Genomic DNA, 26,995 nt, shown 5'->3' on the forward strand with positions numbered 1-26,995 from the left:
CCGGTGCGGGCCGCCCGGCCCGCCTACTACCCTCTGAGGGGTGAATTCGTCCACGCCACAAGAGCCGTGGCCGCAGGAGCCCGACCTCCCGGTCGACGACATCCACTCACCGGAACCCGATGAGGCGGACACCGGTCCGCTGCAGGAGGTTTTGCCCGACGAACCGGCTGATACCGAACGGGAGACCCGGCGCGGCGACCTGCAACCCGCGCAACCCGCCTGGACAGACAGGTTCGACGCGCCACTGACGGTGAGCCCACGGCCTGCGCGGCGGCGTGATCCGAAACCGTTGATCATCGGTACTGCCGCCATCGGTGTGGTGGTCGCGGTCGGTGGCCTGATCTTCTGGTTAACGCGGCCATCCGAGGACAGCGCTCAACCGCCGAGCGCCGAGGAGCCGACGGCCATCTCCGAAGACGGCACCCGGCTGATGCAGCAGCTGCCAAAGGGATATCGGACGGACGCGTGCGAATCGGTACCCGCCCCGGAAAACGTTTTGACACAAGTGGATTGCGATCGAAACAGCGATCCTGGAGGGCCGCTCTCGGCGACCTACAGCCTGGTCGGTGACAAACCTTCACTGGAACTCGTCTTCAATGACGCGATCGCCGCCGCGACCCGGGTCAACTGTCCGGGCAACATTCAGTCACCCGGGCCGTGGCGTCGCAACGCCACGCCGAACAAGATCAGCGGAAATCTCTTCTGCGGCTTGCAGGAGAGTCAACCGACCGTCGTGTGGACCGACGAGGCCAAGATGACGGTCAGCGCCGTCCGAGGCGGGCCGACTGGCCCGACCTTCCCACAGCTGTACGCGTGGTGGTCGTCGCACTCGTGACGACGCTGACCGCTCGGCTTGAGCGACGGCCACGCGGCGCACTCCGTGCGGCTCGCAGTAAAACTATTTGTCGCTCTGGAGCAGGGCACGAACCAGCGGGCGAGGTCCGTAGGGGCGCAGCATCGAGCTGGCCGGGCGCGGCCGAATCTGCTGTGGCCACCAGAACCAGCGTCCCAGCAACGCCGCAATCGACGGCGTCATCAGCGATCGAATAATCAAGGTGTCGAACAGCAGACCGATGCCGATCGTGCTGCCGGCCTGGCCGATGGAGCGTAAGTCACTGGCGACCATGGACATCATGGTGAAGGCGAACACGAGGCCCGCCGCGGTAACCACTCCACCGGTGCTGGCCATCGACCGAATGATGCCCGTTTTCAATCCCGCACCGATCTCCTCCTTGAACCGGGAAACCAGCAACAGGTTGTAATCCGACCCGACGGCCAGAAGCACGATCACCCCGAACACCGGCGTGATCCAGTTCAGTTCCAGTCCGAAAATGTGCTGCCAGACCAGCACCGACAACCCGAACGCGGCACCGAGTGACAGCAACACGGTGCCGACGATCACACTCGCCGCCACCAGGGAGCGGACGATGATCAGCATCACGATGAAGATCAGTGTGACCGCCGCCAGTCCGACGAGCATGACGTCGTAGGTGGAGCCGGTTTGGATGTCGTTGTAAATAGCGGCCGTGCCGGTGAGATCCAATCTGGCGTCCGCCAGCGGCGATCCCTTCACCGCGTGGCGCGCGGTCTCCAATACCGGTTTGACCGCTGCGATGCCCGCGGGGGTAGCCGGATCCTCAGTGTGCGTGATCATGAAGCGTGCCGCCTTGCCGTCCGGCGACAGGAAAATCTCCAGCCCGCGTTGGAAGTCGGGGTTGTCGAACGCCTCGGGCGGCAGGTAGAAATAGTCGTCATTTTTCGACGAGTCGAAGGCATGGCCCATCGCGGCTGCGGTGTCGGTCATGCGTTCCATTTGTTTGATCATTCCGGCGAAGCTGCTGTGTATGGTCAACAGGCTCGCTCGCATGGAATTCGCCACCGCGATTATCGGCGGGATTTCCCTTGCCATCTGCGGTATAACCGTGTCCACATCGTGCATGTCACGAACGAGCCCATCCATATCTTCGGTGAACTTATCGACGTCATCGAGAGCGGCGAATATCGATCTGGTCGACCAGCAAACAGGGATATTGAAACAGTGGGGTTCCCACGCGAGATAGTTACGCAAGGGGCGCCAGAAGTCGTCGAAATCCGCGAGTTTGTCGCGCATCTCGCCGACCGTGGATTGTATGACTTCCACATCCTGCGTCATACGGTTGACGGTGCCACTCATCGCGACCACCAGACTGTGCACCCGTTGCATCGAGTCGATCATGGCGCCGAGATCACCGCTCATGGCGAGCATGTCGTCCATACGGTCCTTCATGAACTGCAGGTTCGCTGTGATCGGGACCGACTGCATGCTGATCTGAAAGGGTATAGAGCTATGCTCAGTCGGTCCGCCCAGCGGCCTCGTAATGCTCTGCACCCGAGCAACTCCGGGTAACCGAAAGATATCCTTGGCGATCCGGTCCAGGATGATCATGTCGCTCGGATTCCGCATATCGTGGTCGCCTTCGATCATCAAGATATCGGGATTGAGCCTCGCAAACGAGAAATGCTCTTCGGCCGCGTCATATCCGACGTTGGACGGTAGATGGTCAGGTATGTAGTAGCGGTCGTTGAAGCTGATCTTCATGGTCGGCATGATCGCGAAGCCGGCGATCACCGTGATCAACGAGGCGGCGAACACCGGCGCGGGCCAGCGGACATTCGCGGTGCCGATCCGCCGCCACCGGTGCGTTGCCGCCGTCCCTTTGGGTTCGAGCAGACCGAAACCACTCGCCACGGCGACGACCGCCGGACCCACGGTCATCGCCCCGGCGATGACGATGAGCATGCCCAGCGCGGAAGGGAAACCCAGCGTCTTGAAATAGTCCAACCGAGCTAGATGCAGACAGGCGGTCGCCCCCGCGATCGTCAACCCAGAACCGATGATGACGTGGGAGGTACCGCGAATCATCGTGTAGTAAGCGGTTTCCCGGTCCTCGCCGGCGCGGCGGGCCTCCTGATAACGACCGATGAGAAAGATCGCGTAGTCGGTTCCCGCCGCGATCGCCAGCGACGACAGCAACGCGACCACGAACGTGGAAAACCCCAGCAAGCCATGGTCGCCCAGCAGCGCCACGACACCTCTGGCGGTGCCCATACCGACGCCGACCATGACCAGCGCGAGCAGTGTCGTGGTGATGGAGCGATAGGTCAACAGCAGCATGATCACGATGACCACGCCGGTCACGCCCATCATCTTGAACATGCTCTTGTCGGCGGCCTCGGTCATGTCCGCGGTGAGTGCCGCAGGCCCGGTGACATGCGCGCGGACTCCGCTGGGCGGCGTGATGTCGTCGACGATCGTGCGTACCGCGTCGACGGACTCGATCCCCAACGTGCTGCCCTGGTTGCCGGCGACGTTCACCTGTGTGTAGGCGGCCTTGCCGTCGGCGCTCTGCACTCCACCGGCGGTGACCAGATCTCCCCACAGGTCCTGCACATGCTGCACATGGGTGGTGTCGGCCTCCAGCCGCTTCACCAGATCGTCGTAATAACGCCGCGCTTCGCTGCCGAGTTCGTGATCGCTGTCCAGAACGACCATCACGATGCTGTCGGAATCGGATTCCTCGAACTTTGCGCCGATGCGCTTGGCGGCGATCACCGCCGGGGCGTCGTTGGGTGACATCGACACCGCATGCTCGCGGGCCACCGCTTCGATCTGGGGTACGAAAACGTTGACCACGATGGTCACGCCCACCCAGATGATGATGATCGGCCAGGCTAGTGCACGCATGACGCGCATCAGCCTCGACGGCGGTTCGCCGGTGGCGCTCATGCGGCTTTCACCAGACAGAAGGTCTGTGCGTCGTGTCCCTCGGAGGACTGCTCTTCCTTGACCACGCCGTTGACGGTGATGCGGCAGCCGATGTCAGGACTGTTGCCCTGCGCCACCACATAAGCGGTGACGGCCGGGATCGTCGTGGTGAGGGTGTGCGTCCACGGCAGGCTGGTGAACTGGACGCTCTGCGACTCAGCGTTCTCGTCCAGAAAGCTGACGCCGCCAGCTGTGGCGGGCGGGCCGAAAATTTCGTACGTCACCTGTTTGACGTTGACCGACACGATGTTCTCGGTGCTGCTGGGCTGCGAGAAGACCTTGTCGGAGCCGAAAACGCTGCGGAGTTGGAGTACGCCCAGGGCGCCGCCGGCCGCTGCCACCACGACGATAACCGGCACCCAGAAACGCTTGAGAATCGTCAGAATCGCCGAACCCCCTCATTTGTGCCTGCGACCGCTCGAATACGATACCCCGTAGGGTATCTATGGGGCGAGGCCCCCGGGCGACGAAGTTTCTGCGACAGACGTGTCGAACCCAAGGTCGCTGCTTCGGCAACTGAGCGTAGCGCTCGGGCCGCTCATCACGACGCGAACGTGTGCGAAGCACGCAAGTTGGCCGCTCAGGTGTACGTACCCCCGGGAGACGAGGCTAGTTCACCGAGTGGCCGTGCCGAGCGGGAATCGGGTGGGCTTGCCGCGCTTACGGACAGGCGCCTCCAGGGTCGGCGCGCGGTCTTGTTTCCCTTTGTGCCGGACTATATTTCGCCCAGCGTCGCGTCGATCGCGCTCGAATCGCCCGACCGATGTGCGAGATCCTCATCGCCGACCGGTAGCCGGTTAGAGGTCCTGTGGAGGACCGCCGTCGGAACGTCGGTGTGGTCCCACGTCTTTCACCGGTTCGACGGACGGGGCCGCAACGCCACTCCGACAAGATCAGCGGAAATCTCCTCTGCGGCTTGCAGGACGGTCAACCGGTCAGCGCCGTCCGAGCGGGGCCGACTGGCCCGACCTTCCCACAGCTGTACACGTGGTGGTCGTTGCACTCGTGACGACGCTGACCGGTTGACTTGCCCGATTCCGTCAGGGAGTGGGCGCGTAGGTGCTCGGGGTCTGCGCCTGGTCACCCGCGGGTAGCGGGGTGCCGTGGCTTACCGCAGGTTGCGGGGCGCCCTCGGTGCCGGCCGGAGCCGGCGCGCCGTGGGCAGGCTGAGCAGGTGTGCCCTCCGCGGGCGGAACCGGAGCGGCTTCGGCGGGCTCGACCGGCGTGCCCTCGCTGCCTTCGGGAAGCGGGGTGCCCTGGCTGCCCTCAGGAAGCGGGGTGCCCTGGCTGCCTTCGGGTACCTCGGTACCTGTTGCGGCAGGAGCGGCCTCCGTGCCTTCCGGAGCGGCGGTCGTGCCTTCCGGAGCGGCGGTCGTGCCTTCCGGAGCGGCCTCCGTGCCTTCCGTAGTTTCGGTGGCCGGGGCCTCCGCGGGTGCGGCTGTCGCCTGCGACGAGCTGCTCGAGCTCGAGGCGGGTGGCTGGGTCCACACCAGCAGATCCTGTCCGCCGGCGTTGTACACCACGCTGTCGGGGCTCGCGCCGGTGACGTCGAAATAGACCTTGCCGGTCGTCTCCTGTCCCGGGGCTAGCGTGGACGGGTTCACGCCCTGCGCGGAGGCCACTCCGAACAGCGCTCGGTAGGTCTGACCGTCCGCGGCCCTGGCGTTCAGATTCGACACGATGGGCGTCACCGACCCCTGGATCGCGTGGTCGGTCGCCGTAGCTTCCCACAGCGTCCCATTCACCTGATGCGGGATGGCGTCGCTGCTCGGCTGGAGGTTGGTCACGGTCCAGCCCTGGATGACGGCCCCGTCGACCAACTTGCCCTGGGTCCCGAGCGTCTGGGTCTGGACGGTGGGCCCGGTTTGGGTGGCTTCGGGCTCTGCAGGTTCGGCGGCCGCCAGCGGTATCCCGATGAAGCCGGCGGTCGCAGTTGCGGCAAACATGCTGGTGATCTTGGTGAACTTCAAGATGTACTCCTGATTCGTCCGAGGATTGGAATGGTCACCGAAAACGAAACTATCAGGTCGCTCGGAAATTGCGGACGCTGCCAAGTTCGGCTCAGTGGTTATTCGATCAACGCGGGTCATCTTCAGGGATGGCAAATGGTTCTAAGCCGTAATGACTTTGTACCCTCGCGGTCGTTCTCAGCAGGCTATTAGCGTCGCGGAGGACAGCAGGTAGACCGCTCGGGGATGAAATGTTTCACCGCGTTTGAGGAGTTCACGACATGGCCAAACACCGAAAAGCTCGTCGAGACATGTCGCGGATTCGGCAATACTTCGGTGCCGGAATTGGCGCGGCAGCGGTGGCGGGGGGTGGCGCTCTGCTGATGGCGCCGCCGGCGCCGACGAACGCCTCACCGGTGGTTCAGTTGACCTCCGTGGAATCGGTGATGGTGCCGTTGGCTCCCGTTACCGATGATTTCTGGCGGCTGTACGAACACAAGTTGATCGGGCCCAGCGGGGGTGGTCCGACAGCTGTGAGCTTCACCGCGGCGTTCACCGATTTCGGGGGACGGCCGATGATCGGACCCGGTGGCTGGTTGATCGGCAACGGCCTGAACGCTGCTGCCGACTGCGTCGGCTCAGCCTGCGACGGCGGCAACGGTGGAATCTTGTTCGGAAACGGCGGCAACGGGGCCAACGGCGGCAACGGTGGCAACGCCGGGTTGTTCGGCGGTAACGGCGGAAACGGTGCCGACGGCGTCCTCGGCTTCCGCGATGGGGCCGGCGGCAACGGCGGAAACGTGGGAGCGTTCGCGTTGATCGGTAACGCCGGCCACGGCGGCAACGGTGCAGCCGGTGATGCCACCCGCAACGGCGGCAACGGGGGCAACGGCGGCAGCGTCGGGAAATTCACCCTGATCGGCAACGGCGGAAACGGCGGCAACGGCGGCCTGGGCTGGAACGGCGCAGACGGCGTCAATCCCACCTGGGACGGCACGCGTGCTGCGACCGGCACGAGTTACCCGAGTCCAGCGACGGACGTGACTGGTACGGGCACAGTTATCGGAGCCAACGGAGGACCGGGCGCACCGGGTCAGGCAGGGGCTACGGGAGGCGGCAACGGAGGTCGGGGGCAACTCGCGACTTCCAATGGACCGAACAACAACACCTCGATCGCGGTCAGCGGTAACGGCGGTAACGGCGCCGACACCGACATCGCGGGAGCGCCTGGTGGGAACGGCGGCACGGGCACCGGCGGATCGGCTCGCTATAACGGCACAGGAGGCGCCGGCGGCGACGGCGGTGACGGCGGTCCCGGCGGCGGCGCGGGCGGCAACGGCGGCAGCGGCGGCAATGAGACGGTGGTGTTGTTCTCGTCCAATCCGGAAACCACGGGCGTTGTAAAAGGTGGAAAAGGTGGAGACGGCGGCAACGGCGGTGCCGGCACGGCCGGGTCCAACGGAACCAACGGTGGTTCCGGCGGCAAGGGGGGCCGCGGAGGGCTTCTGGTCGGAAACGGCGGCAACGGCGGGAACGGCGCCGATGGTGGCAACGGCGGTAACGGCGCCAAGGGCGGCAACGGCGGTAACGGCGGCCTTGGTGGTGCCGGCGCGGTGCAGAATCTCCAATCCAGCCCGAGCAGGTCGACATATCCGGGGAATGCACCGGGTGGCAGAGGCGGCAATGGGGGCACCGGCGGCAAGGGCGGCGACGCCGGCACCGGTGGCAGCGGCGCCAAGGGCGGCGCCGGAGGAATATTCGGCAGTCGCGGCAGCACCGGCAGTAACGGCGTCAACGGCACCGGTGGCACCGGCGGGGCCGGCGGCAAGGGCGGCACCGGCGGCAGGTCCTACACGTCGGACGGAAATATCGGGCCGTCCGGTAATGCAGGTAACGCCGGTAATTCCGGCAACGGCCCGTCCGGGACCACAGGCGGAGCCGGCGGCGAAGGTGGCAACGGCGGAAACGGCGCAGCCGGTTCTACCCCGTAGCGGCAGGACTGGTCGCGCGCTTAGGCCGCTGAGGCCGGGGTCAACTCCACACCGGCAAGGGCTACCGCGTCGTCACGCTCGGGTGCGGTCACCCTCGCGACGAAGCCGTCGCCGTCCTTCCAGACGCTTGCCTTGAGCGTCTCGCCGGGGAACACCACACCGGCGAAGCGGGCACCGTAGTTGCCGACCTGGGCAGTGTCGCCGCCGAGCAGGGCGTCGACCATCGCCTTGCAGGTCATGCCGTAAGTGCACAGACCGTGCAGGATCGGGCGCGGAAAGCCCGCGGCGGCGGCGAAGTCCGGATCGGAGTGCAGTGGGTTGCGGTCCCCGCACATCCGGTAGAGCAACGCCTGCTGGGGCGACACCGGGATGGCCAGTTCGAGGTCGGGATTTCGCTGCGGCGGTTCCGATGACGTAGACGGTCCGCGCTCCCCGCCGAAGCCGCCTTCGCCGCGGGCGAAGATCGAGCGTTTCTGGGTCCACAACAGTGTGCCGTCGGGCGCCGTCACCGTGGTCTCCGACCAGATCACCGCGGCCTTGCCCTTGTCCCAGATGTCGGTGAAGCGCGTGACCGCGATCCCGGTGCCCGCCGGCGGGATCGGGCCCGGTACCGTCACGGCCTCGCTGGCGTGCAGCACCTTGGAGAGCTCGATGTCGATGCCGGGGAACTTCACCGTCGGAGGGTCGGTCATGTGGAAGCTTTGCGCGACATTACCGAATGTCGGTAGCACCTGCGGGGTTTCGTCTGTCAGGTAGCGCAGTTCGCGCTTGTTCATCGGGTCGGTGCCGGCCCCCAGCCCGAGGTGGTAGAGCTGGACGTCGCTGCTCGTCCACGAGAACTCGGCGGCGGGAAGCTCAGCGCCGAGCGCCTCGTCGAGATTGATGGGCATTTCAAGCCTTTCCGGCGATATGCAGTGCTGCAAGGTAACCGAACACCATCGCTGGGCCGATGGTCCCGCCTGGACCGGGGTAAGTGTGCCCCATCACCGGCGCGCTGACATTGCCTGCAGCATAGAGTCCTTCGATCACCGACCCGTCGTCGCGCAGGGCACGGCCATGCACGTCGGTGACGACGCCACCCTTGGTGCCCAGGTCGCCGGGCACCATCTTGGCCGCGTAATAGGGCGGGTGGGTGATCTCGCCCAGGTTGGGATTGGGCTTGTTGGTCGGATCGCCGTAGTACCGGTCATACGCGCTCTCGCCGCGCCTGAAGTCCTCGTCGAGACCGGACCGGGCGAAGCCGTTGAAGCGCTCGACCGTTGCCTTGAACGCCTCCACCGGCAGCCCGGTCTTCTCCGCCAGCTCCTCGAGCGTGTCCGCCGTGACGATCACGCCCGACTCCAGCCACTTAGTCGGAATCCGTTGTCCGGGTTGAAGTCCGGCGAAGATGTAGCGATCGCGGTACTGCTGGTCGAACACCAGGTACGCCGGAATGTTTTCGCCGGGGCCCGGTCCCTGCCCGTACTGGCCTCCGTACATGTGGTGGCACGCCTCGACATAGGGCATCGATTCGTTCATGAACCGTCTGCCCGCCATGTTGACGATGATCGAACCCGGCGAGTTGCGTTCCGACAGCGCGAACCACGGCGCACCCACCAGCGGCACCGTCGGGCCCCACCACGCGTCCTCCATGATGTCGAGCGCGGCGCCCAGCTTCTCGGCGGCGATGATGCCGTCACCGGTGTTGGCCTTGGCGCCCACCGTCCACTCGGTGGTGATCGGGGCGCGCTGGTATTTCACCCGCATCTGCTCGTTGTGCTCGAAGCCGCCCGAGCCGAGAATCACACCGCGGCGCGCCCGGATCAGCTCGGGCTCAACGGACTCCGGTGCCGAAGCGTCCCGAACGTAGATACCGCGGACGACGCCGTCCACGACGTAGAGATCGGTCAGCGCCGTGTTGAGCCGCACGGGCACGCCCGCGTCGCGCAGACCGATACGCAACGGTGCGATCAGCGCCCGGCCCATGCCGACCAGATTCTTGCCGGTGGCCTTGGCCCACATCGTGCGCGCACCGACCTTGAGGCTGCGCAGCACGCCGCGGGGATGACGCTTGAGCTGGTTGAGCCGGACGTAGTCCTGCTGCATGACGACCACGTTGAGCGGGACCTTGCCGTATGGCGGCTCCAGGCCCGGCAGGTCGGCGCCGAGCTTGCGCGCGTCGAATGGCTTGGGTTCCACGGAACGGCCCGTTGGCTTCCCGCCCGGCGTCTCGGGGTAATAGTCGGAGTAGCCGGGCACCCAGCACAGCTTCAACGGTGAGTGTTTGAGCACGAACGACAGCATCTCCGGGCCGCGGTCGAGATAGGTGTCGATCTTCTCGGCGGGGACGACGTCACCGATGATGTTGTGCAGGTAGGTGCGGGCGGCGTCGGCCGTGTCCTTGACGCCGTCGCGCTCTAGGACCTCATTGTTCGGGATCCACACACCACCACCTGACCGCGCAGTGGAACCGCCGTAGTGTGCAGCCTTCTCGACGACTACTGTGGAAAGTCCCTGATGGGCTGCGGTCAGCGCAGCGACCAAACCGGCCGCGCCGCTCCCCACCACAACGACGTCATACTCCTGACCACTCATGTAGAACACGTTATAGAATTGCGCGGTGGACCCACAACCGCGCCGGTCAACAGAACAAGGGGACTTCATAAGGATGCTCACTGACCAGGTGCGCCAACAGCTGGCCGCCGACCTCGCACAGGCCGAGCGCAGCCGGGTCCCGATTGCACCGTTGACCGACGCACATCCGGACATCGACGTCGTGGATGCCTACGAGATCCAGCTGATCAACATCCGCCAGCGCGTCGCCGAGGGGGCCAGGGTCATCGGCCACAAGGTGGGGTTGTCGTCGAAGGCGATGCAGCAGATGATGAACGTCGACGAACCCGACTACGGGCATCTGCTCGACGAGATGGCCGTCTCCGAACAGACTCCAGTCAAGTCCGCCGACTACCTCTATCCGCGCGTCGAAGTGGAAGTCGGCTTCATTCTGGCCGACGACCTTCCCGGGGCCGGTTGCACCGAGGACGACGTGCTGGCGGCGACGGCCGCGTTCGCACCCGCCATCGAGCTGATCGACACCCGCATCAAGGACTGGAAGATCAAACTCTGCGACACGATCGCCGACAACGCGTCCTCGGCCGGTTGGGTGCTCGGTGAGAACAGGGTCTCGCCCAAGGACATAGATATAAGGGCCATCACCGCCACTTTGACCCGCAACGGCGAGGTGGTGGCAAAGGGCCGCAGCGATGCGGTGCTGGGCAACCCGGTGACCGCGGTCGCCTGGCTGGCCCGCAAGGTGGACAGCTTCGGGGTTCGCCTCAAGGCCGGTGACATCGTGTTGCCGGGGTCGTGCACCAAAGCGTTCGACGCCACTCCCGGCGCGCAGTACGTGGCAGACTTCGCCGGGCTCGGCTCGGTGCGTTTGGATTTCGAATAATCGAGGAGCTAGATATGCCGAACAAGGCATCGGTCGCGATCGTCGGATCGGGCAACATCAGCACCGATCTGCTGTACAAGCTACTGCGCTCGGAGTGGTTGGAGCCGCGCTGGATGATCGGCATCGACCCGCAGAGCGAAGGGCTTGCCCGCGCCCGCAAGCTGGGGTTGGAGACCTCGCATGAGGGCGTGGATTGGCTTCTGGCGCAAAGTGAGAAGCCCGACATGGTTTTCGAGGCCACCAGCGCCTACGTGCACCGCGACGCGGCGCCGAAATACGCCGAGGCTGGCATTCGCGCGGTCGACCTGACACCCGCGGCGATCGGGCCCGGCGTGATCCCTCCGGCGAACCTGCACGAGCACCTCGAGGCCCCGAACCTCAACATGGTCACCTGCGGCGGACAGGCCACCATCCCGATGGTGTACGCGGTGAGCCGGGTCGTGGATGTGCCGTACGCCGAGATTGTGGCGTCGGTGTCGTCGGCCTCGGCCGGTCCGGGCACGCGCGCCAACATCGACGAGTTCACCAAGACCACCAGCGCCGGCGTGCAGAACATCGGCGGTGCCCAGCGGGGTAAGGCGATCATCATCCTCAACCCGGCCGAGCCGCCGATGATCATGCGCGACACCATCTTCTGCGCGATTCCCGAGGACGCCGACCACGCCGCGATCACCGCGTCCATCAAGGAAGTGGTGGCCGAGGTGCAGACCTACGTCCCGGGCTACCGGTTGCTCAACGAACCGCAGTTCGACGAACCGTCGGTGGTCAACGGTGGGAACCACCTGGTCACGGTGTTCGTCGAAGTGGAGGGTGCGGGCGACTATCTGCCGCCTTACGCTGGAAACCTGGACATCATGACCGCCGCGGCCACCAAGGTGGGCGAGGAGATCGCCAAAGAAGCGTTGACCGCGGCGGCCGGAGGAGGCCAAGCATGAGCACCGACGGCGTCTACTTCAACCCGATCTGGGACGTCCGGATGACCGACACCTCGCTGCGCGACGGCAGCCATCACAAACGCCACCAGTTCACCAAGGACGAAGTGCATGCGATCGTCGCGGCGTTGGATGCGGCGGGTGTCCCGGTCATCGAGGTGACCCACGGCGACGGCCTGGGTGGGTCGAGCTTCAACTACGGCTTCTCCAAGACACCGGAACAGGAACTGATCAAGCTCGCCGCCGAGACGGCCACGGAGTCGAAGATCGCGTTTCTGATGCTGCCGGGTGTGGGCACCAAGGAGGACATCAAGGAGGCGCAGAACAACGGCGGCTCGATCTGCCGCGTCGCCACCCACTGCACCGAGGCCGACGTGTCGATCCAGCACTTCGGGCTGGCCCGCGAACTGGGGCTGGAGACCGTGGGCTTTTTGATGATGAGCCACACCATTGCGCCGGAGAAGCTCGCGAAGCAGGCGCGGATCATGGCTGACGCGGGCTGCCAGTGTGTCTACGTCGTCGACTCGGCCGGTGCGCTCGTGCTCGAAGGGGTGCGCGACCGCGTCGCGGCGTTGGTCGCCGAACTCGGTGACGACGCACAGGTGGGCTTTCATGGCCACGAGAACCTCGGGCTCGGCGTCGCCAACTCGATCGAGGCGGTGCGCGCCGGTGCCAAGCAGATCGACGGGTCATGCCGCCGGTTCGGGGCCGGTGCGGGTAATGCTCCGGTCGAGGCGCTGATCGGGGTGTTCGACAAGATCGGCGTCAAGACCGGTATCGACTTCTTCGACATCGCCGACGCCGCCGAGGAGGTCGTCGCACCCGCGATGCCTGCCGAATGCCTGCTGGACCGCAACGCCCTGATCATGGGCTATTCCGGGGTGTACTCGAGCTTCCTCAAGCACGCCATCCGCCAGTCGGAGCGCTACGGTGTGCCCGCCCACCAGCTGCTGCACCGTGCCGGCCAGCGCAAGCTCATCGGTGGCCAGGAGGACCAGCTCATCGACATCGCGCTGGAGATCAAACGCGAGCAGGACGCGGCCCCGGCCGGCTGACGACCCGGCATCGCCGCGTAGGGAGCTACGCCGCAGCGTGCGGAGCGCCGATTCCCGGGTCGATCTTCACCGGTTCGCCCGTAGACGGGGCGATGGGAATATCGAAGATCGCCGTCGGGATATACACCGTCGCACAGGAATTGGGGATATCCACCACTCCCGAGAACCGACCCTCGATCGGTGCCGCCCCCAGCAAGAGATAAGCCTGCTCCGGGCTGTACCCGAACTTCGTCAGGTAGTTGATTGCGTGGAGGCATGCCCGCTGATAGGCAAGCTGAGAATCCAGATACCGCTGCTCGCCGTCGAGGGTGACCGAGGTGCCGGAGAACGTCAACCATTCGGAATACTGCGGCTGAGTGTTGCCCGGGATGAAGATGGGGTGCTCGCTCACCCCGTACGTCTCCATCCCGCCTGAGATCACGTCGACCCGCAGGTCGATGAATCCGCCCATCTCAATGCCGCCGCAGAAGGTGATCTCGCCGTCGCCCTGCGAGAAATGCAGGTCCCCGACCGAGAGGTTGGCACCGTCGACGAACACCGGGTAGAAAACCCGGCTGCCCCTGGTCAGATTCTTGATGTCCATGTTGCCGCCGTTCTCGCGCGGCGGCGCGGTGCGGGCCGCCTGGGCCGCGACCTTGTCAAAGGCATCGCCGGTCAACGTGCCCAAGACGGCGTCGGTGGGGTTAGGCGGCAGCGCCAGGGGCGGCACGCGATCCGGGTCCGTCGCGATCAGCGCCGCCTCGCGCGTGTTCCAGTTCTCGAGCAGCTCAGCCGACGGCGCGGTACCCATCAGGCCGGGGTGAGTGATGCCGGTGAACTCGACACCGGGCACGTGGCGTGAAGTCGCCTTCTCGCCGGAGAAGTCCCAGACCGCCTTGTAGGCGTCCGGGAACTGGTCGACGAGGAAACTGCCACCATTGCTCTTGGCGAAGATACCGGTGTAGCCCCAGCCCTGCCCGGCGAGCGGTCCGGAGTCCTCCTGTGGGAGGGGACCAACGTCGAGGATGTCCACAATGAGTAGATCGCCCCGTCGTACACCTTCGACGGCGATCGGTCCGGACAGCGCGTGCACTTTGGACATTGGAGCGTCGCGGATGTCCTCGGCGGAGTCGTCGTTGTGAATGTCGCCGTCGAACCATTCCCGACAGTGCACCCGAAACGAATCACCGGGTTTGACCGTCACCGCCGCTGGGATGTCGGGATGCCACCGGTTGTGGCCGACTATCTGTTGGTCGGGAAACCTCTTGGTGGAGTCGAGCGGAAAGATCAGTTCAGGCATCGGAATCCCTATCAAGGTCGCGGGAGCGTTCGGTGCAGCGGGTTGGCGCTGGTTCTCTGCCGACGCATGGTCGGCGGCGGTGCGGTGACAACCCCGGGGCGATCGGCGGTGGCGCGTGTCGCTTCCTCGAGAGCCATCGCGATGCCGGTACGCCCCACATGGGGCACCGACATCATCTTGCGTGCACGTCCGGAGCATTCCGGGCAGTCGACGATGTCCGGGCGGTTGTGCATGGGATGCATCTGTTGGGTGATGCCGCAGCCGGATTCGCATCGGTATGCGTAGAGGACCATCGTCATCTCCCTGTTCGCCCGGTGACATCGCGGACAACGTGCAACCCGCATACCCGGTCGGGGTCGACGTAACCCTGGGGCACGATGAAGCGGTGACGACCCGCGAGCAGGCCCAGGCGATCCTCGAACAGTTGGCGGGGCCGCACGCCACCCTGCGCGACGACCAGTGGGCGGCGATCGAGGCGCTGGTGGTGCACCGGCGCCGCGCCCTGGTCGTACAGCGCACCGGCTGGGGTAAGTCGGCGGTCTACTTCATCGCGGCCAAACTGCTGCGCGCCGACGGCCACGGCCCGACGGTGATCGTGTCGCCGTTGCTGGCACTGATGCGCAACCAGGTCGCCGCCGCCGAACGGGCCGGCGTGCGCGCCGCCACCATCAACTCGAGCAACGTCGCCGAGTGGGAGGACATCCACCGCCGTGTCCAGCGCGGTGAGCTCGACGTCCTCCTGGTCAGCCCGGAACGGCTGAACAACCCCGACTTTCGCGATGCGGTGCTGCCCGCGCTGGCGCGCGACGCCGGACTGGTCGTTGTCGATGAGGCGCACTGCGTCTCCGACTGGGGCCACGACTTCCGGCCCGACTACCGGCGGATCCGCACCCTGATCGCCGAACTCGGCGTCGACATCCCGGTGCTGGCTACCACCGCGACCGCCAACGACCGCGTGGTCGCCGACGTCGCCGCGCAGTTGGGCGTCGGCGCCTCAGACGTACGCAACGACACGCTGGTGCTGCGCGGCGGGCTGGACCGCGAGTCGCTGCGGCTGTCGGTGGTCAACGCGGGCAACCCTGCGCAACGCGCGGCTTGGCTTGCCGCACAACTGGGTTCGCTGCCCGGCTCGGGAATCGTGTACACGCTGACCGTCGCTGCGGCACACGACATCGCGGCGCTGCTGCGTGAACACGGGCATGCGGTCGCGGCCTACACGGGTTCGACCGAGGCCGCCGAACGCGAACAACTCGAGGCCGACCTGCTGGCCAACGGGGTCAAGGCACTTGTTGCGACGTCGGCGCTGGGCATGGGCTTCGACAAGCCCGACCTCGGTTTCGTCGTGCATCTGGGCGCGCCGTCTTCGCCGATCGCCTACTACCAGCAGGTGGGCCGCGCCGGCCGGTCGACCGAGAGCGCGGAGGTGGTCCTGCTGCCGGGCCGCGAGGACCAGGATGTCTGGCGGTACTTCTCGTCGGTGGTGTTCCCGTCGGAAGCCATGGTACGCAACGTGATTCGTGCTCTCGAACCCGAGCGCCCGCAGTCGACGGCCGCACTCGAACCGCTCGTCGACCTCAACCGCACCCGGCTGGAGATGGTGCTCAAGGTGCTCGACGTCGACGGTGCGGTGCGGCGGGTGAAGGGCGGCTGGGTCGGCACCGGGCAGGACTGGCAGTACGACGAGCCGCGCTACCGAAATCTCGACGAAGCACGCAAGCGCGAACAGCAGGCGATGCTCGACTACCTAAACACCGACCGCTGCCGAATGGCTTTCCTGCGGGCCCAACTCGACGATCCCGAGCTGTCGGAGGGCGAGCGGTGCGGTCGCTGCGACAACTGCACGGGAGCGCGCTACGAGGCCGCGGTTGACGCCACGGCCGTCGAGGACACCAGAGCCAGGCTCATGCGGCCGGGGGTCGAACTCTCGCCACGCAAGCAGTGGCCGTCGGGATTGCACACGCTCGGGCTGGATCTGCGCGGCCGGATCACCGACGGTCCGGAGCCTGGGCGGGCCGTCGGGCGGTTGACCGACCTCGGGTGGGGTGCGCGGCTGCGGCGGCTGCTCGACGAACCGGATGCGGAGGCCGGCGAGGACGTGGTCGACGCCGCGGTGCGGGTGCTCGCGTCGTGGGAGTGGGAGACCCGGCCGAGTGCGGTGTTGGCGATGGACTCCGACACCCATCCGGTCCTGATCGGCTCACTGGCGGCGGCGCTTGCCCGCCTCGGCCGGCTCGCCGACCTGGGCGTCCTCCGGTACGCGCCCGGTCGTCGGCCGGTGACCGCCGCGAACTCCGCCTACCGCGTCGCCGCGCTGTGTGGTTCGTGGGACGCCCCGGACCTGTCAGGGATATCGGGTCCGGTGTTGCTGGTCGACGACGTCACCGACACCGGATGGACGCTGACGATGGCGGCGCGTGTGGTGCGGGCGGCGGGCGCCCCGGCTGTGCTGCCGTTCGCGATCGCCGCCGTCAGCTGAGCGCTCGGAGTGTTTCGGGGCCCGGAACACCCCATCTGGGCTGGGGTTGTTTAGGCCGCCCCCGGGACCGGTTACGCCTTCAGGAGCGGCCACCGTGTCGCAGACCAAAGGAGTGATTTCGATGAAGATGTCCGCAACGACCGTGCGACGCGGCCTGTACGGCATGTTCGCCGGCGGCCTGCTTGCGTTCGGTTCCGCCGCGATCGTCATGCCGGTCGCCAGTGCGCAGCCGGCCCCGGGGCCGACGCAGGACACCACCTGCAGCGTCAGCGCGATCGCCAACACCTCGAGCACGGTGTCGGCATCGACCAGCACATACCTCGCCTCGCACCCCGAGGCCAACGAGGCGCTGACGGAAATCGCCGCGCAGCCGCAGGACCAGGCCACGCAGGCTTTCCGCACCTACTTCGCGGAGAATCCGCAGGTCGAGTCCGAGTTGAAGGCGATCAACGAGCCGGCAGCGGCAATCTCAAGCCAATGTGGCATCGAGGTGACGCCGACGCCTATCTCGGCCGCCTTGACTGACGTCTAATTCATCAGTCTCGAAATCTCACCGCGCTGGCTTCGGTCAGCGCGGTGAGTGCTCCGGCTTGACCCCGCCCAGCTGTTCGGTCACCGCGTCCGCTGTCGCCACCAGTGCCCGGGCGCGGGCAGCGATCTCGTTGTCGGTCAACGACTTCCCGATGTGCATCGACGCGACCATCACCTGTCTTCGATAGTGGTCATAGACCGGCGCCGAGATCACGCTGATGTCGTGCCGCTTGCGGCCGCCGGAGTTCTCGTCGCGCAGGTACACCCGCTCACCGATGTCGGACACCAGTTCGCCCAGTAACGCTCGCAATTCGTCGGGTAGATCGGTCGACATCCCCGCCATCAACGAATACAGCCGACGGCCGCCGGGAGTCAGCCGCTCGACCAGGTAACCCTCGGCTCGGCAGTCGGTGATCACCCGCTTCAGCCGCTCGGTGTCGGTGCGCAACGGTTTTCGCAACAGCACTGTCGGCTCCTTCGCCAACCAGTCGCGCTGCGCCTCGTCGTCCCAGAGCACGAACATCAGGCCGACGGGCGGTGCGAACGGGTAGCTTTGACCAACCTCGACCCCGGGCCGGGTGCCTGGTGGCGCCACGAGGTCGAGCACTGTGATCCGGTCGTCCACCACGGCCGAGAGCGCCGCGGTGACACCGAAGCGCGACGACAACCGCCGCAATTCCTCGCGGGCGGCAGGACTGACCCGCAGCGACTCCTGCGCTCTGTGCCCCAGCGTGATGAGTGAGGGCCCTAATCGGTAGGTCTTGTCGCTGCCGTCACGCATGAGATAGCCCGCATCGGTGAGCGAGGTGACGATGCCCAGAGCGGTCGGCTTGCTCAACCCGACCCGGCGCGCCAACTCCGAGACGCCGAACCGCTGGTCGGGGTGGCCGGCCAAAAAGTCGAGGATGCGCACCACGCGCTCGGTCGGCGGTGATGCGCGGCCCGCGGACTCGGAGCTGAGCATGGCAGTAGGCTACCGCCCTACGTTTCATATTTGAACCAATACGGTCAGGATATTGACTACCGGTGGCACAGCTTCTACTTTCGGCAGGGTGTACTCGCAGCCACTGATAGACGCGATCGCCGAGGCCGAGCATCTCGTCGCCACCGCACCCTTCATCGAATCCGAGGCCGACCTTCTCGAAGGCCTGCAATATCTGGCCGGCTGCGTCGCCGCATGTACGCACCTGGCCTTCGACTACGACCGCGACCATCCGTTCATGCAGTCCGGCACCGGACCGTTCACCAAGATGGGCCTCGACAACCCCGACGCGCTGTACTTCGGCACGCGCGTGCAGCCGGGGAATGAGTACGTCGTCACCGGCAAGCGCGGCACCACCACCGACCTTGCGTTCCAGATGCTCGGCGGGGAGTACACCGACGAAAAAGTGCCGCCCAGCCAGGCCGCGTTCGACGACCGCGAACTCGACATCGCCGCCGACGGCGCGTTCGAGTGGCGCGTGACGCCCACCAGCCCGTCGCAACTGGTCATCCGCGAGGTCTACAACGACTGGTCGGCGCAGCGCGGCCACCTCAGCATCGCGCGCACCGACACCGCGGGCACCGCGCCGGCGCCGCTGACCAGAGAACTGATCGAGAAGCGATATGCCGTGGCGGGCAAGCAACTGGTTCAGCGGGTCAAGACGTGGCTGCAGTTTCCGCAGTGGTTCTACAACACGCTGCCGGTGAACACGATGGTGCCGCCGCGGCTCACGCCCGGTGGCCTGGCCACGCAGTATTCGTCGGTCGGTCACTTCGACCTGGGCCCCGACCAGGCCATGATCATCACGTTGCCGGTCAGCGACGCCCCTTATCTCGGCTTCCAGCTGGGCAGCCTGTGGTACATCTCGCTGGACTACATCAACCACCAGACCTCGCTGAACGGGACTCAGGCGCAAGCGGATCCGGACGGCAAGATCCGCATCGTGGTGGCCGAGGCCAACCCGGGCGTGACGAACTGGTGTGAGACGCTCGGTCACCGCAAGGGCTATCTGCAGTTCCGCTGGCAGCGGTTGTCGCGGCAACTGACCGAAGCCGACGGGCCGACGGTCGAGGTCCTCGACGTGGACAAGGTGGCCGACGCGCTGCCGTACTACGACAGCAACAAGATCTCCGAGGAAGACTGGCGCGCGCGCATCGCATTGCGGCAACGGCAAATTCAGAACAGGATGGTGGGCTAGCGGTGTTGCTCGAAAACAAGGTGGTCGTCATCAGCGGTGTCGGACCGGCGTTGGGAACGACGTTGGCACGCCGGTGCGCCGAAGAGGGCGCCGATCTCGTGCTCGCGGCCCGCACCGTGGAACGGTTGGAGGACGTCGCCAAGCAGGTCACCGATCTGGGCAGGCGCGCGCTGTCGGTGGGCACCGACATCACCGACGAGGCGCAGGTGAACAACCTCGTCGAAGAGTCGCTCGAGGCCTACGGGCGGGTGGACGTGCTGATCAACAACGCATTCCGGGTGCCGTCGATGAAGCCCTTCGCCAACACCACGTTCGAGCACATGCGCGACGCGATCGAGTTGACGGTGTTCGGCGCGCTGCGGCTGATCCAGGGCTTCACCCCCGCGTTGGCCGAGGCGAAGGGATCCGTCGTCAACGTGAACTCCATGGTGGTGCGCCACTCGCAGGCCAAGTACGGTGCCTACAAGATGGCGAAATCGGCGCTGCTGGCCATGTCCCAGACCCTCGCGACCGAACTGGGCGAGCAAGGTGTGCGGGTGAACTCGGTTCTGCCCGGCTATATCTGGGGCGGCACCTTGAAGAGCTATTTCCAGCACCAGGCCGGTAAGTACGGGACCAGTGTCGACGACATCTACCACGCCGCCGCTGCGGGTTCCGACCTCAAGCGACTGCCGACCGAGGACGAGGTGGCCTCGGCCATCTTGTTCATGGCCAGCGATCTGTCCAGCGGCATCACCGGCCAGACCCTCGACGTCAACTGCGGGGAGTACAAGGCATGACCGCACCCCGCACGGACGTCGGCACCGTCGAGGATCTGCACGCCTCGGCAGTCAAGGCCTGCGGCCTCGACGACTTCGGTAGCGACGATGACAACTACCGCGACGCGCTCGGCATGCTGCTCGAGTCCTACCGCCGCGACGCGGATCTCACCGAGTTCGGTAGCAAGATGCAACGGTTCTTCGTGCGCAACGCACTGGTCGCTCGACTGGTGTCCGAGGCGGCGTGGAAACAGCACCCGCAGCATGCCGACGTCGCGATCTCCAAGCCGATCTTCGTCACGGGCCTGCCGCGCACCGGCACCACGGTCATACATCGCCTGCTGGCCGCCGACCCTCGACACCAAGGGCTGGAGCTGTGGCTGGCAGAGTTCCCGCAGCCGCGGCCACCCCGCGAAACCTGGGCCGACAACCCGGTTTTCGCCCAACTCGACGCCCAGTTCAGCAAGGCCCACGCGGAAAACCCTGACTACACCGGGCTGCACTACATGACCGCCGACGAGGTGGAGGAGTGCTGGCAACTGCTGCGTCAGTCGCTGCACTCGGTGTCCTATGAGACGCTGGCCCATATTCCGACGTATTCGCAGTGGCTGGCCAAGCAGGATTGGACGAAACCGTATCAGCGGCACCGCAAGAACCTTCAGCTGATCGGGCTCAACGAGCCCGAGAAGCGGTGGGTGCTGAAGAACCCCAGCCACCTGTTCGCGCTCGACGCGCTGTTGCGGACCTATCCGGACGCGTTGATCATCCAGTGCCATCGGCCGCCGGAGACCATCATGGCGTCGATGTGCTCGCTGGCCCAGCACACCACCGAGGGATGGTCGAATACGTTCGTCGGTGAGACGATCGGGCGCGACTCCTTGGAGACGTGGTCGCGCGGGCTGCGACTGTTCAATGCCGAACGCGCCGAACATGATCCGGCACAGTTCTACGATCTAGACTACTTCGCGCTGATCAAGGATCCGATCGCTGCCGTGGCAGACGTCTACCGGGCGTTCGGGATCGAGTTCACAGACGCCGCGCGCGATGCGATGACGGCGACTCACGAAGAGAGCAAGAAAGGCCCGCGGGCGCCCAAGCACACCTATTCGCTGGCCGACTACGGCCTGACCGACGACGAGGTCAGAGATCGCTTCAAGGGGCTGTGAGAGGTCATGCCGTAGTGTTGGCCAAAGCTTCTATCCGGTCGAGCGCATCGTCGGCCAGCGCAGCCACCTCGTAGCCGTTGGCAGGACCGCACGTCGAAATCTCGATCGCGGCGTTGTGCGCGGCGATGAACGCGCTGTCACACGCCCAGTCGTCCCCCTGAAACGACCACAGCAAGATCTCGGGGGAACCGGACTCGACCGGCGACAGCAACTGGAAGGCGTACTCGCGCCCCGACATGCTGATGACCCGAAAGGTCCGCCCGCGGCAGGACTCGATGGTTCGCTTGGCATGTGCCAGTGCGTCTTTGGCGTCGAAGTCCACGCGAAAGACGCCGACCATCTCCTCGATGTACACGTCGAACCCGTTGTGGACGGTGGTCCAGTGCCCGCCGTCGTACGCCGCGGGATCGTGATCGACGACGAACGGCGGGTCGACCTCGCGGGCCACCCCGGCGCAGTCCGCGGGTTCCACGGATACGAACAGATTGCCGTCGCCCCGAAAGGCATCGGGACTCAACAGATCGCCGACCTGTCCCGCGGTGATCGGCGCGACGGGCGGTTCGGCCGTGGGCTGCGGCGTGTCGATCACCCGCTGACACGCCGGCGCGGCACACAGCGCGAACACGCCCAGAGCGACCCAGAACCGGCGCACGGACGACGCTAGCCGTCGCCGGGGGCGGGCCCCGACGGCATCTCGTCCAGGCAGCCCTCGACCACAGCGTGTTTGATGCTGTCGGCGAGCCGCGGACAGGCCTTGACCCGGGCCGGGTCACCGCCGGATTCCCGGACCTCGGCGAAGTATGCACAGCGTTGCGAGGCCTCGGTGTTCCACTGTATCGACGTGTGCGCCGGCCCCAGCTTCTTGACATCGACCGAGACGTGGCAGAACCGGCAGTCGACCGACACCAGGCCTGACCTCAGATAGCGCTCACGGTCCCGCTGGGTGGCCTCTTGCAGGGCCGCCGCACGTTCGGCTCCGAAAGACGGTGCCTTCGAGGCGATTCCGGAACTCGATTGACCGCCATGAGCGCCGTGTCCGTGGTCGTGGTCGTCATGCGCGCCGTGCAGCAGCAACATCGCCCGGGCCAGCCGGTCGACGTCGGGGACAGCGTCGCGCGGAGTCATGAACCCGGTGTGCTCGGTTCCTTGTCTTGTGCCTGCCGTTTGAGGTTCTCCTCCACCTCGACGTGCCACTTCTCGTTGGCCGCTGTGGTGTCGACCTCCATCTCGAAGCGGTCGGTCATGTCGGGCGAGACGTCCGCGACGTCTACATAGAACTGCTGATACCACCGGCGCATCTGGTAGACCGCGCCGTCCTCTTCCACCAGCAGCGGATTCTCGATGCGGGTCTTGTGCTTCCAGATTTCCACGTCCTGGAGGAAGCCCTTGCTGACGCCGTCGGTGAACGCGTTGGCCAGTTTCTCGGTCATCTGCTCGTCCAGGCCCTTCGGCTTCTCGACGATGACGCCCCACTGCAGCATGAACGAGTCCTGCGTGACCGGATAGTGGCAGTTGATCAGGATCGACTCGGCCTTGAACTCGCCGTAGGTGTTGTGCAGCCAGTTGATCATGAACGACGGGCCGAAGTAGCTGGCCTCCGAGTCCAGGTGCGCCTCACCGTAGGCGGTACCCATGTCGTCGACGTCCGGGCGGCCGACATTGTGCAGGTACTGGCTGGCGATGTGGCCCTCGAAGACGTTCTTGAAATAGGTCGGCAGCCCGTAGTGGATGTAGAAGAAGTGCGCCATGTCGGTGACGTTGTCGATGATCTCGCGGCAGTTGGAGCCCTCGATCAGCATCGAGTTCCACTTCCAGTCCGTCCACTCGCCACCGGACCACTCTGGGATCTCCGGAATCCGTACCTCCGGGGGCGGCGGATTGCCTTCGTGGTCGTGCCAGACGAACAACAGGCCGCCGCGCACATCGGTGTGCCAGGCGCGGGTGCGGGCCAGTCGCGGGGTCCGCTTGGCGTAGGGCACCAGTTTGCACTTGCCGTCGCCGCCCCAGCGCCAATCGTGGAACGGACACGCGATCTCGTCGCCCTTGATTGTGCCCTGCGCGAGGTTTCCGCCCATGTGGCGGCAGTAGCCGTCCAGCACCTTCACATCACCGTGTGAGTCGGCGAACACCACCAGCATGGTGCCGAAGATCTCGAGGCCGTGCGGCTCGCCGTCGAGGTAGTCCTTCACCGGGCCCAGGCAGTGCCAACCCCGGGCGTACCGGTCGGGCAGGGTGCCGGTGTCGATCTCACGTATTCCCGCACTGTCGGTAGTCACGGTGGCCTCCCGGTTCTGTGTCTCTAACTAGAACACGTTACAGTTTTTCCCGCTCGGCGCGCAACCAAAACGCTTCTACCTGCGGTATAACCAAACGATGCCGTTGTACTCCTTTGAGGGTCGCGCCCCGACGATCGATCCGGACGCGTTCGTCGCGCCGACGGCCACGCTGGTGGGCGACGTGCACGTCGAGGCGGGCGCCTCGGTGTGGTTCAACGCGGTGCTGCGGGCCGACTTCGCCCCGATCGTGGTCCGCGGGGGCGCCAACGTGCAGGACTGTTGCGTGTTACACGCGCCGCCCGGTATCCCCGTCGACGTGGGGCCGGGCGCGACGGTCGCGCACGCCTGCGTCGTGCACGGGGTGCACATCGGGGCCGAGGCGGTGCTCGCCAATCACTGCACGGTGCTCGACGGCGTCGTCATCGGCGCACGCAGCCTGATCGCGGCGCATTCGCTGGTCGTCGCCGGCACGAAGATTCCGGACGAGGTGCTGGTCACGGGCGCGCCCGCGAAGGTCCGCGGTCCCATCGGCGGGACCGGCGCAGAGATGTGGGTCAACACCAACCCCGGCGCCTACCAGGAGTTGGCCCGCCGCTACCGGGACAGCCTGAGACCGGTCGACTAGCGGGCGAATCACTGCGCCGGGTTGAGTGCGGTTCGTAGCGCGATCTGCTGCATCTTGCCGACATTGACGACGTAATCGTCGGTCGTGGCGTCGCCCGGCGCGCTTTGGAACTCCAGACGCACCAACGCCGGACCCTCTGTGAAGAGCAGCAGCGTGGCGGCCTTGCTGCCGTCCGGGGTCGTGCCGACGGCCATGGTGCCGTCGGTGCCGACCGGAGCCGGTCGCGGTGTCGCGCCGGTGACCACGGTGTCGATCGTGGGCAGGGCATCCCGTAACGTCCGGGCCGCCGTCGCGGCGTCCGGGTAGATCACGATGGTGTCGGAGATGGCCCGCGTGTCCTCCCCGTTCACGAACAGCGCACTTGCCCCGGGCAACCCGTCCGGGACGGGGGAGGTCGACCGCACCACGAAGGTGTCCTCGGCGTTGCTGATGTCGGCCGGCTGAAGGAGCAGGCGGCTGTAATCCTCGGTCTCGTTTTCGCCGGTCCGACTGGTCGTCGGAGCGGCCTGCGCTGGCGAGGTCGTCGACGACGGGGATGGGCTTCCGGGGCCGGCGTTCGGGCCGGACACTGACGCGTCGCAGGCCACCGCGGCAGCGCAGACCAGCGCCGCCGCCGCCGCGACGGACAGGCGCCGCAATTCTCTGGGGCAACGGAATTCATTCAATTCAATCGGACTTCGTCTCCAGGCTCTGACTGACGGGTTTCCCTTCAACGTACCGATGAGCGGTAACGTGTCGGCATGATGATCGGCAGGGTCGCCGAACTGTGGCGCTATCCGGTGAAGTCGCTGGGCGGTGAGCGTGTCGAGCACATCGACATCGGACCGCGCGGAGTTGTCGGCGACCGGCTGTGGGCGGTTCGTGACCTCGAGCGCGACGTGACCGCATCGGCGCGCCGCGTTCCGGGGCTACTCACCGCCGCCGCGCGTTACGTCGGCCCGTTGTCGCCCGATGCGGGTCCCGGCAACGTGCCCGAGGTCGCGATCACTTTCCCCGACGGAAGTGAGCTGTCCAGCAGCGACAGCGCGGTGAACGCAAAGCTGTCTGAAGTGGCCGGCAGAGAAGTCCGGCTGACCGCGTTGCCTCCGGCGGAGGACACCAGCCTGCACCGGTTGAGCAAGCACGAGCGCGAGAACATGTCGATAGCCGCCCTGCGCAGCGACTTCGGGCTCGGCGAGGAGGAGGGCTTTCCGGACGTATCGATGTACCGGATCGCGGACCTGGCCACCCTGTCCCGCTATTCCACACCGCCCGGGACGTTCGTCGACCTGGCGCCGGTGCACGTGCTGAGCACGAGGAGCCTCGCAACCATCGGCGCGGATGTTGCCGGTGACCCGTTGGACGTGCGCCGGTTCCGGCCGAACGTGCTCATCACGCTGGATGATCCGACCGACGGGCTACCCGAATCGCATTGGACCGGAGGCGATCTGACGGTCGGCGGCGCGGTGCTCGAGGTGACGATGCCGACGATCCGCTGCGTGGTCCCCAGTCGCGCGCAACCGGGTCTCGAGGTCGACCGCCGGATCACCAAGGCAGTGGCCAACCGGGCGCAACGACGCCTGGGCAGCAACTGCTGGGTGAAGTCGGGTGGGTCCGTCGCGGTCGGCGACGCCGTGGCGCTGCGCCCTGAGAAGCACCACCTGCTTGCCGGCGCCGCCCGGCGCACGAAGCGGTTCGGGTTCGGGCTGGTGACTTCGGCCGCCGACCGGCTAAGTCGATAGCCGTGACGTTTCCGACCGTTGGCTACGCGCGTCGTCTGTGGGAGTGGAACTCGGTACCCGCCGTGAGATCCCAGTGACCTTGTGCCGGCGCGGCCACGGCAGGAGCATGGGCACCCGTCGACGGTATTCACGGTATTGCGAGCCCAGCGCTGCGACGAGGTCGCGCTCTTCCAGCTGCAGGGCGATGAGGATGTATCCGGTTGTGGCTATCGCGAAAAGCAGGTGCCCGGCTGTCATTGTCGGCGTGGCCCAGAAGGCGATGATGAAGCCGAGCATCAGCGGGTGTCGCACCAGACGGTACAGCAGCGGTGTGCGAAAACCGGTGTCAGCATGGGGTTTTTCCCGCCAGGCCAGATACACCTGTCGCAGGCCGAACAGCTCGAAGTGGTTGATCATGAAGGTCGCCGCCAAGACGATCGCCCACCCGAGCCAAGACAGTGCCCACAGTGCGTACTGCGCGGCCGGAGATGTCACCTGCCACATCACGGCAGGCATCGTCCGCCACTGCCAATAGAGCAGGAACAGAACCGAACTCGCCAGCAGCACATAGGTGCTGCGCTCCACGGGCGGGGGCACAAAGCGTGTCCACCACCGTTTGAACCCCGGTCGTGCCATGACGCTGTGCTGGACGGCGAACAGACTCAACAGCAGGAGGTTCACAGTGATGGCTTGGCCGAGCGGTGCGGCTATTCCGTGGTCGACGCTGCGCGGAACGCCGACACCGGCGACGAAGCCGATTGCATAGAGGAACGCCACCAGGAACACGAGATAGCTTACGGCGCCGTAGGTGATTGTGAGGAAGCGTGTAGTCATCGGTC

25 protein-coding genes are annotated in these 26,995 nt (G+C 66.0%); 12 read left to right on the forward strand and 13 right to left on the reverse strand.

The annotated features are described in order from the left end of the window. The first annotated feature begins 40 nt into the window (after nucleotides 1-40). The gene (locus QGN32_RS14190) at nucleotides 41-835 is read left to right on the forward strand and encodes a hypothetical protein (protein WP_326545015.1); all 795 of its coding nucleotides are present in this window, start codon (nucleotides 41-43) and stop codon (nucleotides 833-835) included. A 63-nt stretch (nucleotides 836-898) separates the two neighbouring features. Here the strand turns inward: QGN32_RS14190 and QGN32_RS14195 are convergent, their stop codons facing one another. The 3 genes from QGN32_RS14195 to QGN32_RS14205 form a co-directional block, all read right to left on the reverse strand. After that, nucleotides 899-3,733, reverse strand: coding sequence for an MMPL/RND family transporter (locus tag QGN32_RS14195; RefSeq protein WP_326549070.1), 2,835 nt, complete (start codon nucleotides 3,731-3,733; stop codon nucleotides 899-901). A 29-nt stretch (nucleotides 3,734-3,762) separates the two neighbouring features. Beyond that, nucleotides 3,763-4,191, reverse strand: coding sequence for an MmpS family transport accessory protein (locus QGN32_RS14200; protein ID WP_326549071.1), 429 nt, complete (start codon nucleotides 4,189-4,191; stop codon nucleotides 3,763-3,765). Nucleotides 4,192-4,845: 654 nt separating this feature from the next. Next, nucleotides 4,846-5,775, reverse strand: coding sequence for an MPT63 family protein (locus QGN32_RS14205; protein WP_326545016.1), 930 nt, complete (start codon nucleotides 5,773-5,775; stop codon nucleotides 4,846-4,848). Between the two features lie 260 nt (nucleotides 5,776-6,035). On the opposite strand from QGN32_RS14205, the gene QGN32_RS14210 reads away from it, so the two are divergent. After that, nucleotides 6,036-7,745: a hypothetical protein gene (locus QGN32_RS14210; protein WP_326545017.1), complete on the forward strand. Its 1,710-nt coding sequence runs from the start codon at nucleotides 6,036-6,038 to the stop codon at nucleotides 7,743-7,745. Nucleotides 7,746-7,765: 20 nt separating this feature from the next. Here QGN32_RS14210 and chsH3 read toward each other — a convergent pair whose 3' ends face one another. Next, complete coding sequence (gene chsH3, locus QGN32_RS14215) at nucleotides 7,766-8,635, reverse strand: enoyl-CoA hydratase ChsH3 (protein WP_326545018.1); 870 nt, start codon at nucleotides 8,633-8,635, stop codon at nucleotides 7,766-7,768. Between the two features lies 1 nt (nucleotide 8,636). Further along, nucleotides 8,637-10,328, reverse strand: coding sequence for a 3-oxosteroid 1-dehydrogenase (gene kstD, locus QGN32_RS14220; protein WP_326545019.1), 1,692 nt, complete (start codon nucleotides 10,326-10,328; stop codon nucleotides 8,637-8,639). Between the two features lie 64 nt (nucleotides 10,329-10,392). On the opposite strand from kstD, the gene QGN32_RS14225 reads away from it, so the two are divergent. Genes QGN32_RS14225 through dmpG form a run of 3 tightly spaced genes read left to right on the forward strand, consistent with a single transcriptional unit; the run spans nucleotide 10,393 to nucleotide 13,165 of the window. Beyond that, nucleotides 10,393-11,178 carry a 2-keto-4-pentenoate hydratase gene (locus QGN32_RS14225; RefSeq protein WP_326545020.1) on the forward strand — a complete coding sequence of 262 codons (786 nt, stop codon included), beginning with the start codon at nucleotides 10,393-10,395 and terminating at the stop codon, nucleotides 11,176-11,178. Between the two features lie 14 nt (nucleotides 11,179-11,192). Then, a complete protein-coding gene (locus QGN32_RS14230; RefSeq protein WP_326545021.1) occupies nucleotides 11,193-12,113 on the forward strand; it encodes an acetaldehyde dehydrogenase (acetylating) in 921 nt (306 codons plus the stop codon). Next, nucleotides 12,110-13,165 (forward strand): 4-hydroxy-2-oxovalerate aldolase, encoded by a 1,056-nt coding sequence (gene dmpG, locus QGN32_RS14235; RefSeq protein ID WP_326545022.1) that lies wholly within the window; start codon nucleotides 12,110-12,112, stop codon nucleotides 13,163-13,165. Before QGN32_RS14230 ends, dmpG begins: the two co-directional genes overlap by 4 nt. A gap of 25 nt (nucleotides 13,166-13,190) precedes the next feature. Here dmpG and fmdA read toward each other — a convergent pair whose 3' ends face one another. Beyond that, nucleotides 13,191-14,444: a formamidase gene (fmdA, locus tag QGN32_RS14240; protein WP_326545023.1), complete on the reverse strand. Its 1,254-nt coding sequence runs from the start codon at nucleotides 14,442-14,444 to the stop codon at nucleotides 13,191-13,193. 11 nt (nucleotides 14,445-14,455) lie between these two features. Continuing rightward, nucleotides 14,456-14,737, reverse strand: a complete 282-nt coding sequence (locus QGN32_RS14245) for an FmdB family zinc ribbon protein (RefSeq protein ID WP_326545024.1) — start codon at nucleotides 14,735-14,737, stop codon at nucleotides 14,456-14,458. Nucleotides 14,738-14,829: 92 nt separating this feature from the next. Here QGN32_RS14245 and QGN32_RS14250 point away from each other — a divergent pair, with 92 nt between their 5' ends. Together QGN32_RS14250 and QGN32_RS14255 are read left to right on the forward strand one after the other, a co-directional pair. Continuing rightward, complete coding sequence (locus QGN32_RS14250; RefSeq protein WP_326545025.1) at nucleotides 14,830-16,920, forward strand: RecQ family ATP-dependent DNA helicase; 2,091 nt, start codon at nucleotides 14,830-14,832, stop codon at nucleotides 16,918-16,920. Between the two features lie 121 nt (nucleotides 16,921-17,041). Further along, nucleotides 17,042-17,452 (forward strand): hemophore-related protein, encoded by a 411-nt coding sequence (locus QGN32_RS14255; protein ID WP_326545026.1) that lies wholly within the window; start codon nucleotides 17,042-17,044, stop codon nucleotides 17,450-17,452. A gap of 36 nt (nucleotides 17,453-17,488) precedes the next feature. Here the strand turns inward: QGN32_RS14255 and QGN32_RS14260 are convergent, their stop codons facing one another. After that, a complete protein-coding gene (locus QGN32_RS14260) occupies nucleotides 17,489-18,415 on the reverse strand; it encodes an IclR family transcriptional regulator (RefSeq protein ID WP_326545027.1) in 927 nt (308 codons plus the stop codon). Nucleotides 18,416-18,503: 88 nt separating this feature from the next. Between QGN32_RS14260 and QGN32_RS14265 the strand changes: the two genes are divergently transcribed. The 3 genes from QGN32_RS14265 to QGN32_RS14275 are packed head-to-tail and all read left to right on the forward strand — an operon-like array spanning nucleotide 18,504 to nucleotide 21,555. Next, the gene (locus QGN32_RS14265; protein WP_326545028.1) at nucleotides 18,504-19,631 is read left to right on the forward strand and encodes a hypothetical protein; all 1,128 of its coding nucleotides are present in this window, start codon (nucleotides 18,504-18,506) and stop codon (nucleotides 19,629-19,631) included. A gap of 5 nt (nucleotides 19,632-19,636) precedes the next feature. Continuing rightward, complete coding sequence (locus QGN32_RS14270; protein ID WP_326549072.1) at nucleotides 19,637-20,410, forward strand: SDR family oxidoreductase; 774 nt, start codon at nucleotides 19,637-19,639, stop codon at nucleotides 20,408-20,410. Beyond that, nucleotides 20,407-21,555: a sulfotransferase family protein gene (locus QGN32_RS14275; RefSeq protein WP_326545029.1), complete on the forward strand. Its 1,149-nt coding sequence runs from the start codon at nucleotides 20,407-20,409 to the stop codon at nucleotides 21,553-21,555. The genes QGN32_RS14270 and QGN32_RS14275 overlap by 4 nt, the downstream gene beginning before the upstream one ends. Nucleotides 21,556-21,559: 4 nt before the next feature. Here the strand turns inward: QGN32_RS14275 and QGN32_RS14280 are convergent, their stop codons facing one another. Genes QGN32_RS14280 through QGN32_RS14290 form a run of 3 tightly spaced genes read right to left on the reverse strand, consistent with a single transcriptional unit; the run spans nucleotide 21,560 to nucleotide 23,831 of the window. Then, nucleotides 21,560-22,207 (reverse strand): sensor domain-containing protein, encoded by a 648-nt coding sequence (locus tag QGN32_RS14280; RefSeq protein ID WP_326545030.1) that lies wholly within the window; start codon nucleotides 22,205-22,207, stop codon nucleotides 21,560-21,562. A gap of 8 nt (nucleotides 22,208-22,215) precedes the next feature. Next, entirely contained in the window at nucleotides 22,216-22,680 is a 465-nt protein-coding gene (locus tag QGN32_RS14285) for a hypothetical protein (protein ID WP_326545031.1), read from the reverse strand. Further along, nucleotides 22,677-23,831 (reverse strand): 3-ketosteroid-9-alpha-monooxygenase, oxygenase component, encoded by a 1,155-nt coding sequence (locus QGN32_RS14290; protein ID WP_326545032.1) that lies wholly within the window; start codon nucleotides 23,829-23,831, stop codon nucleotides 22,677-22,679. Before QGN32_RS14290 ends, QGN32_RS14285 begins: the two co-directional genes overlap by 4 nt. A gap of 97 nt (nucleotides 23,832-23,928) precedes the next feature. On the opposite strand from QGN32_RS14290, the gene QGN32_RS14295 reads away from it, so the two are divergent. Beyond that, complete coding sequence (locus QGN32_RS14295; RefSeq protein ID WP_326545033.1) at nucleotides 23,929-24,456, forward strand: gamma carbonic anhydrase family protein; 528 nt, start codon at nucleotides 23,929-23,931, stop codon at nucleotides 24,454-24,456. Nucleotides 24,457-24,464: 8 nt separating this feature from the next. Here the strand turns inward: QGN32_RS14295 and QGN32_RS14300 are convergent, their stop codons facing one another. After that, complete coding sequence (locus tag QGN32_RS14300) at nucleotides 24,465-25,121, reverse strand: hypothetical protein (RefSeq protein WP_442791705.1); 657 nt, start codon at nucleotides 25,119-25,121, stop codon at nucleotides 24,465-24,467. 75 nt (nucleotides 25,122-25,196) lie between these two features. Between QGN32_RS14300 and QGN32_RS14305 the strand changes: the two genes are divergently transcribed. Further along, nucleotides 25,197-26,177 carry an MOSC domain-containing protein gene (locus QGN32_RS14305; protein WP_326545034.1) on the forward strand — a complete coding sequence of 327 codons (981 nt, stop codon included), beginning with the start codon at nucleotides 25,197-25,199 and terminating at the stop codon, nucleotides 26,175-26,177. Here QGN32_RS14305 and mddA read toward each other — a convergent pair. Then, nucleotides 26,166-26,990 carry a methanethiol S-methyltransferase gene (mddA, locus tag QGN32_RS14310; protein WP_326545035.1) on the reverse strand — a complete coding sequence of 275 codons (825 nt, stop codon included), beginning with the start codon at nucleotides 26,988-26,990 and terminating at the stop codon, nucleotides 26,166-26,168. The genes QGN32_RS14305 and mddA overlap by 12 nt on opposite strands. Between the last annotated feature and the right edge of the window lie 5 nt (nucleotides 26,991-26,995).

Origin of the sequence: Mycolicibacterium sp. ND9-15, assembly GCF_035918395.1 — a bacterium.
GTDB lineage: Bacteria > Actinomycetota > Actinomycetes > Mycobacteriales > Mycobacteriaceae > Mycobacterium.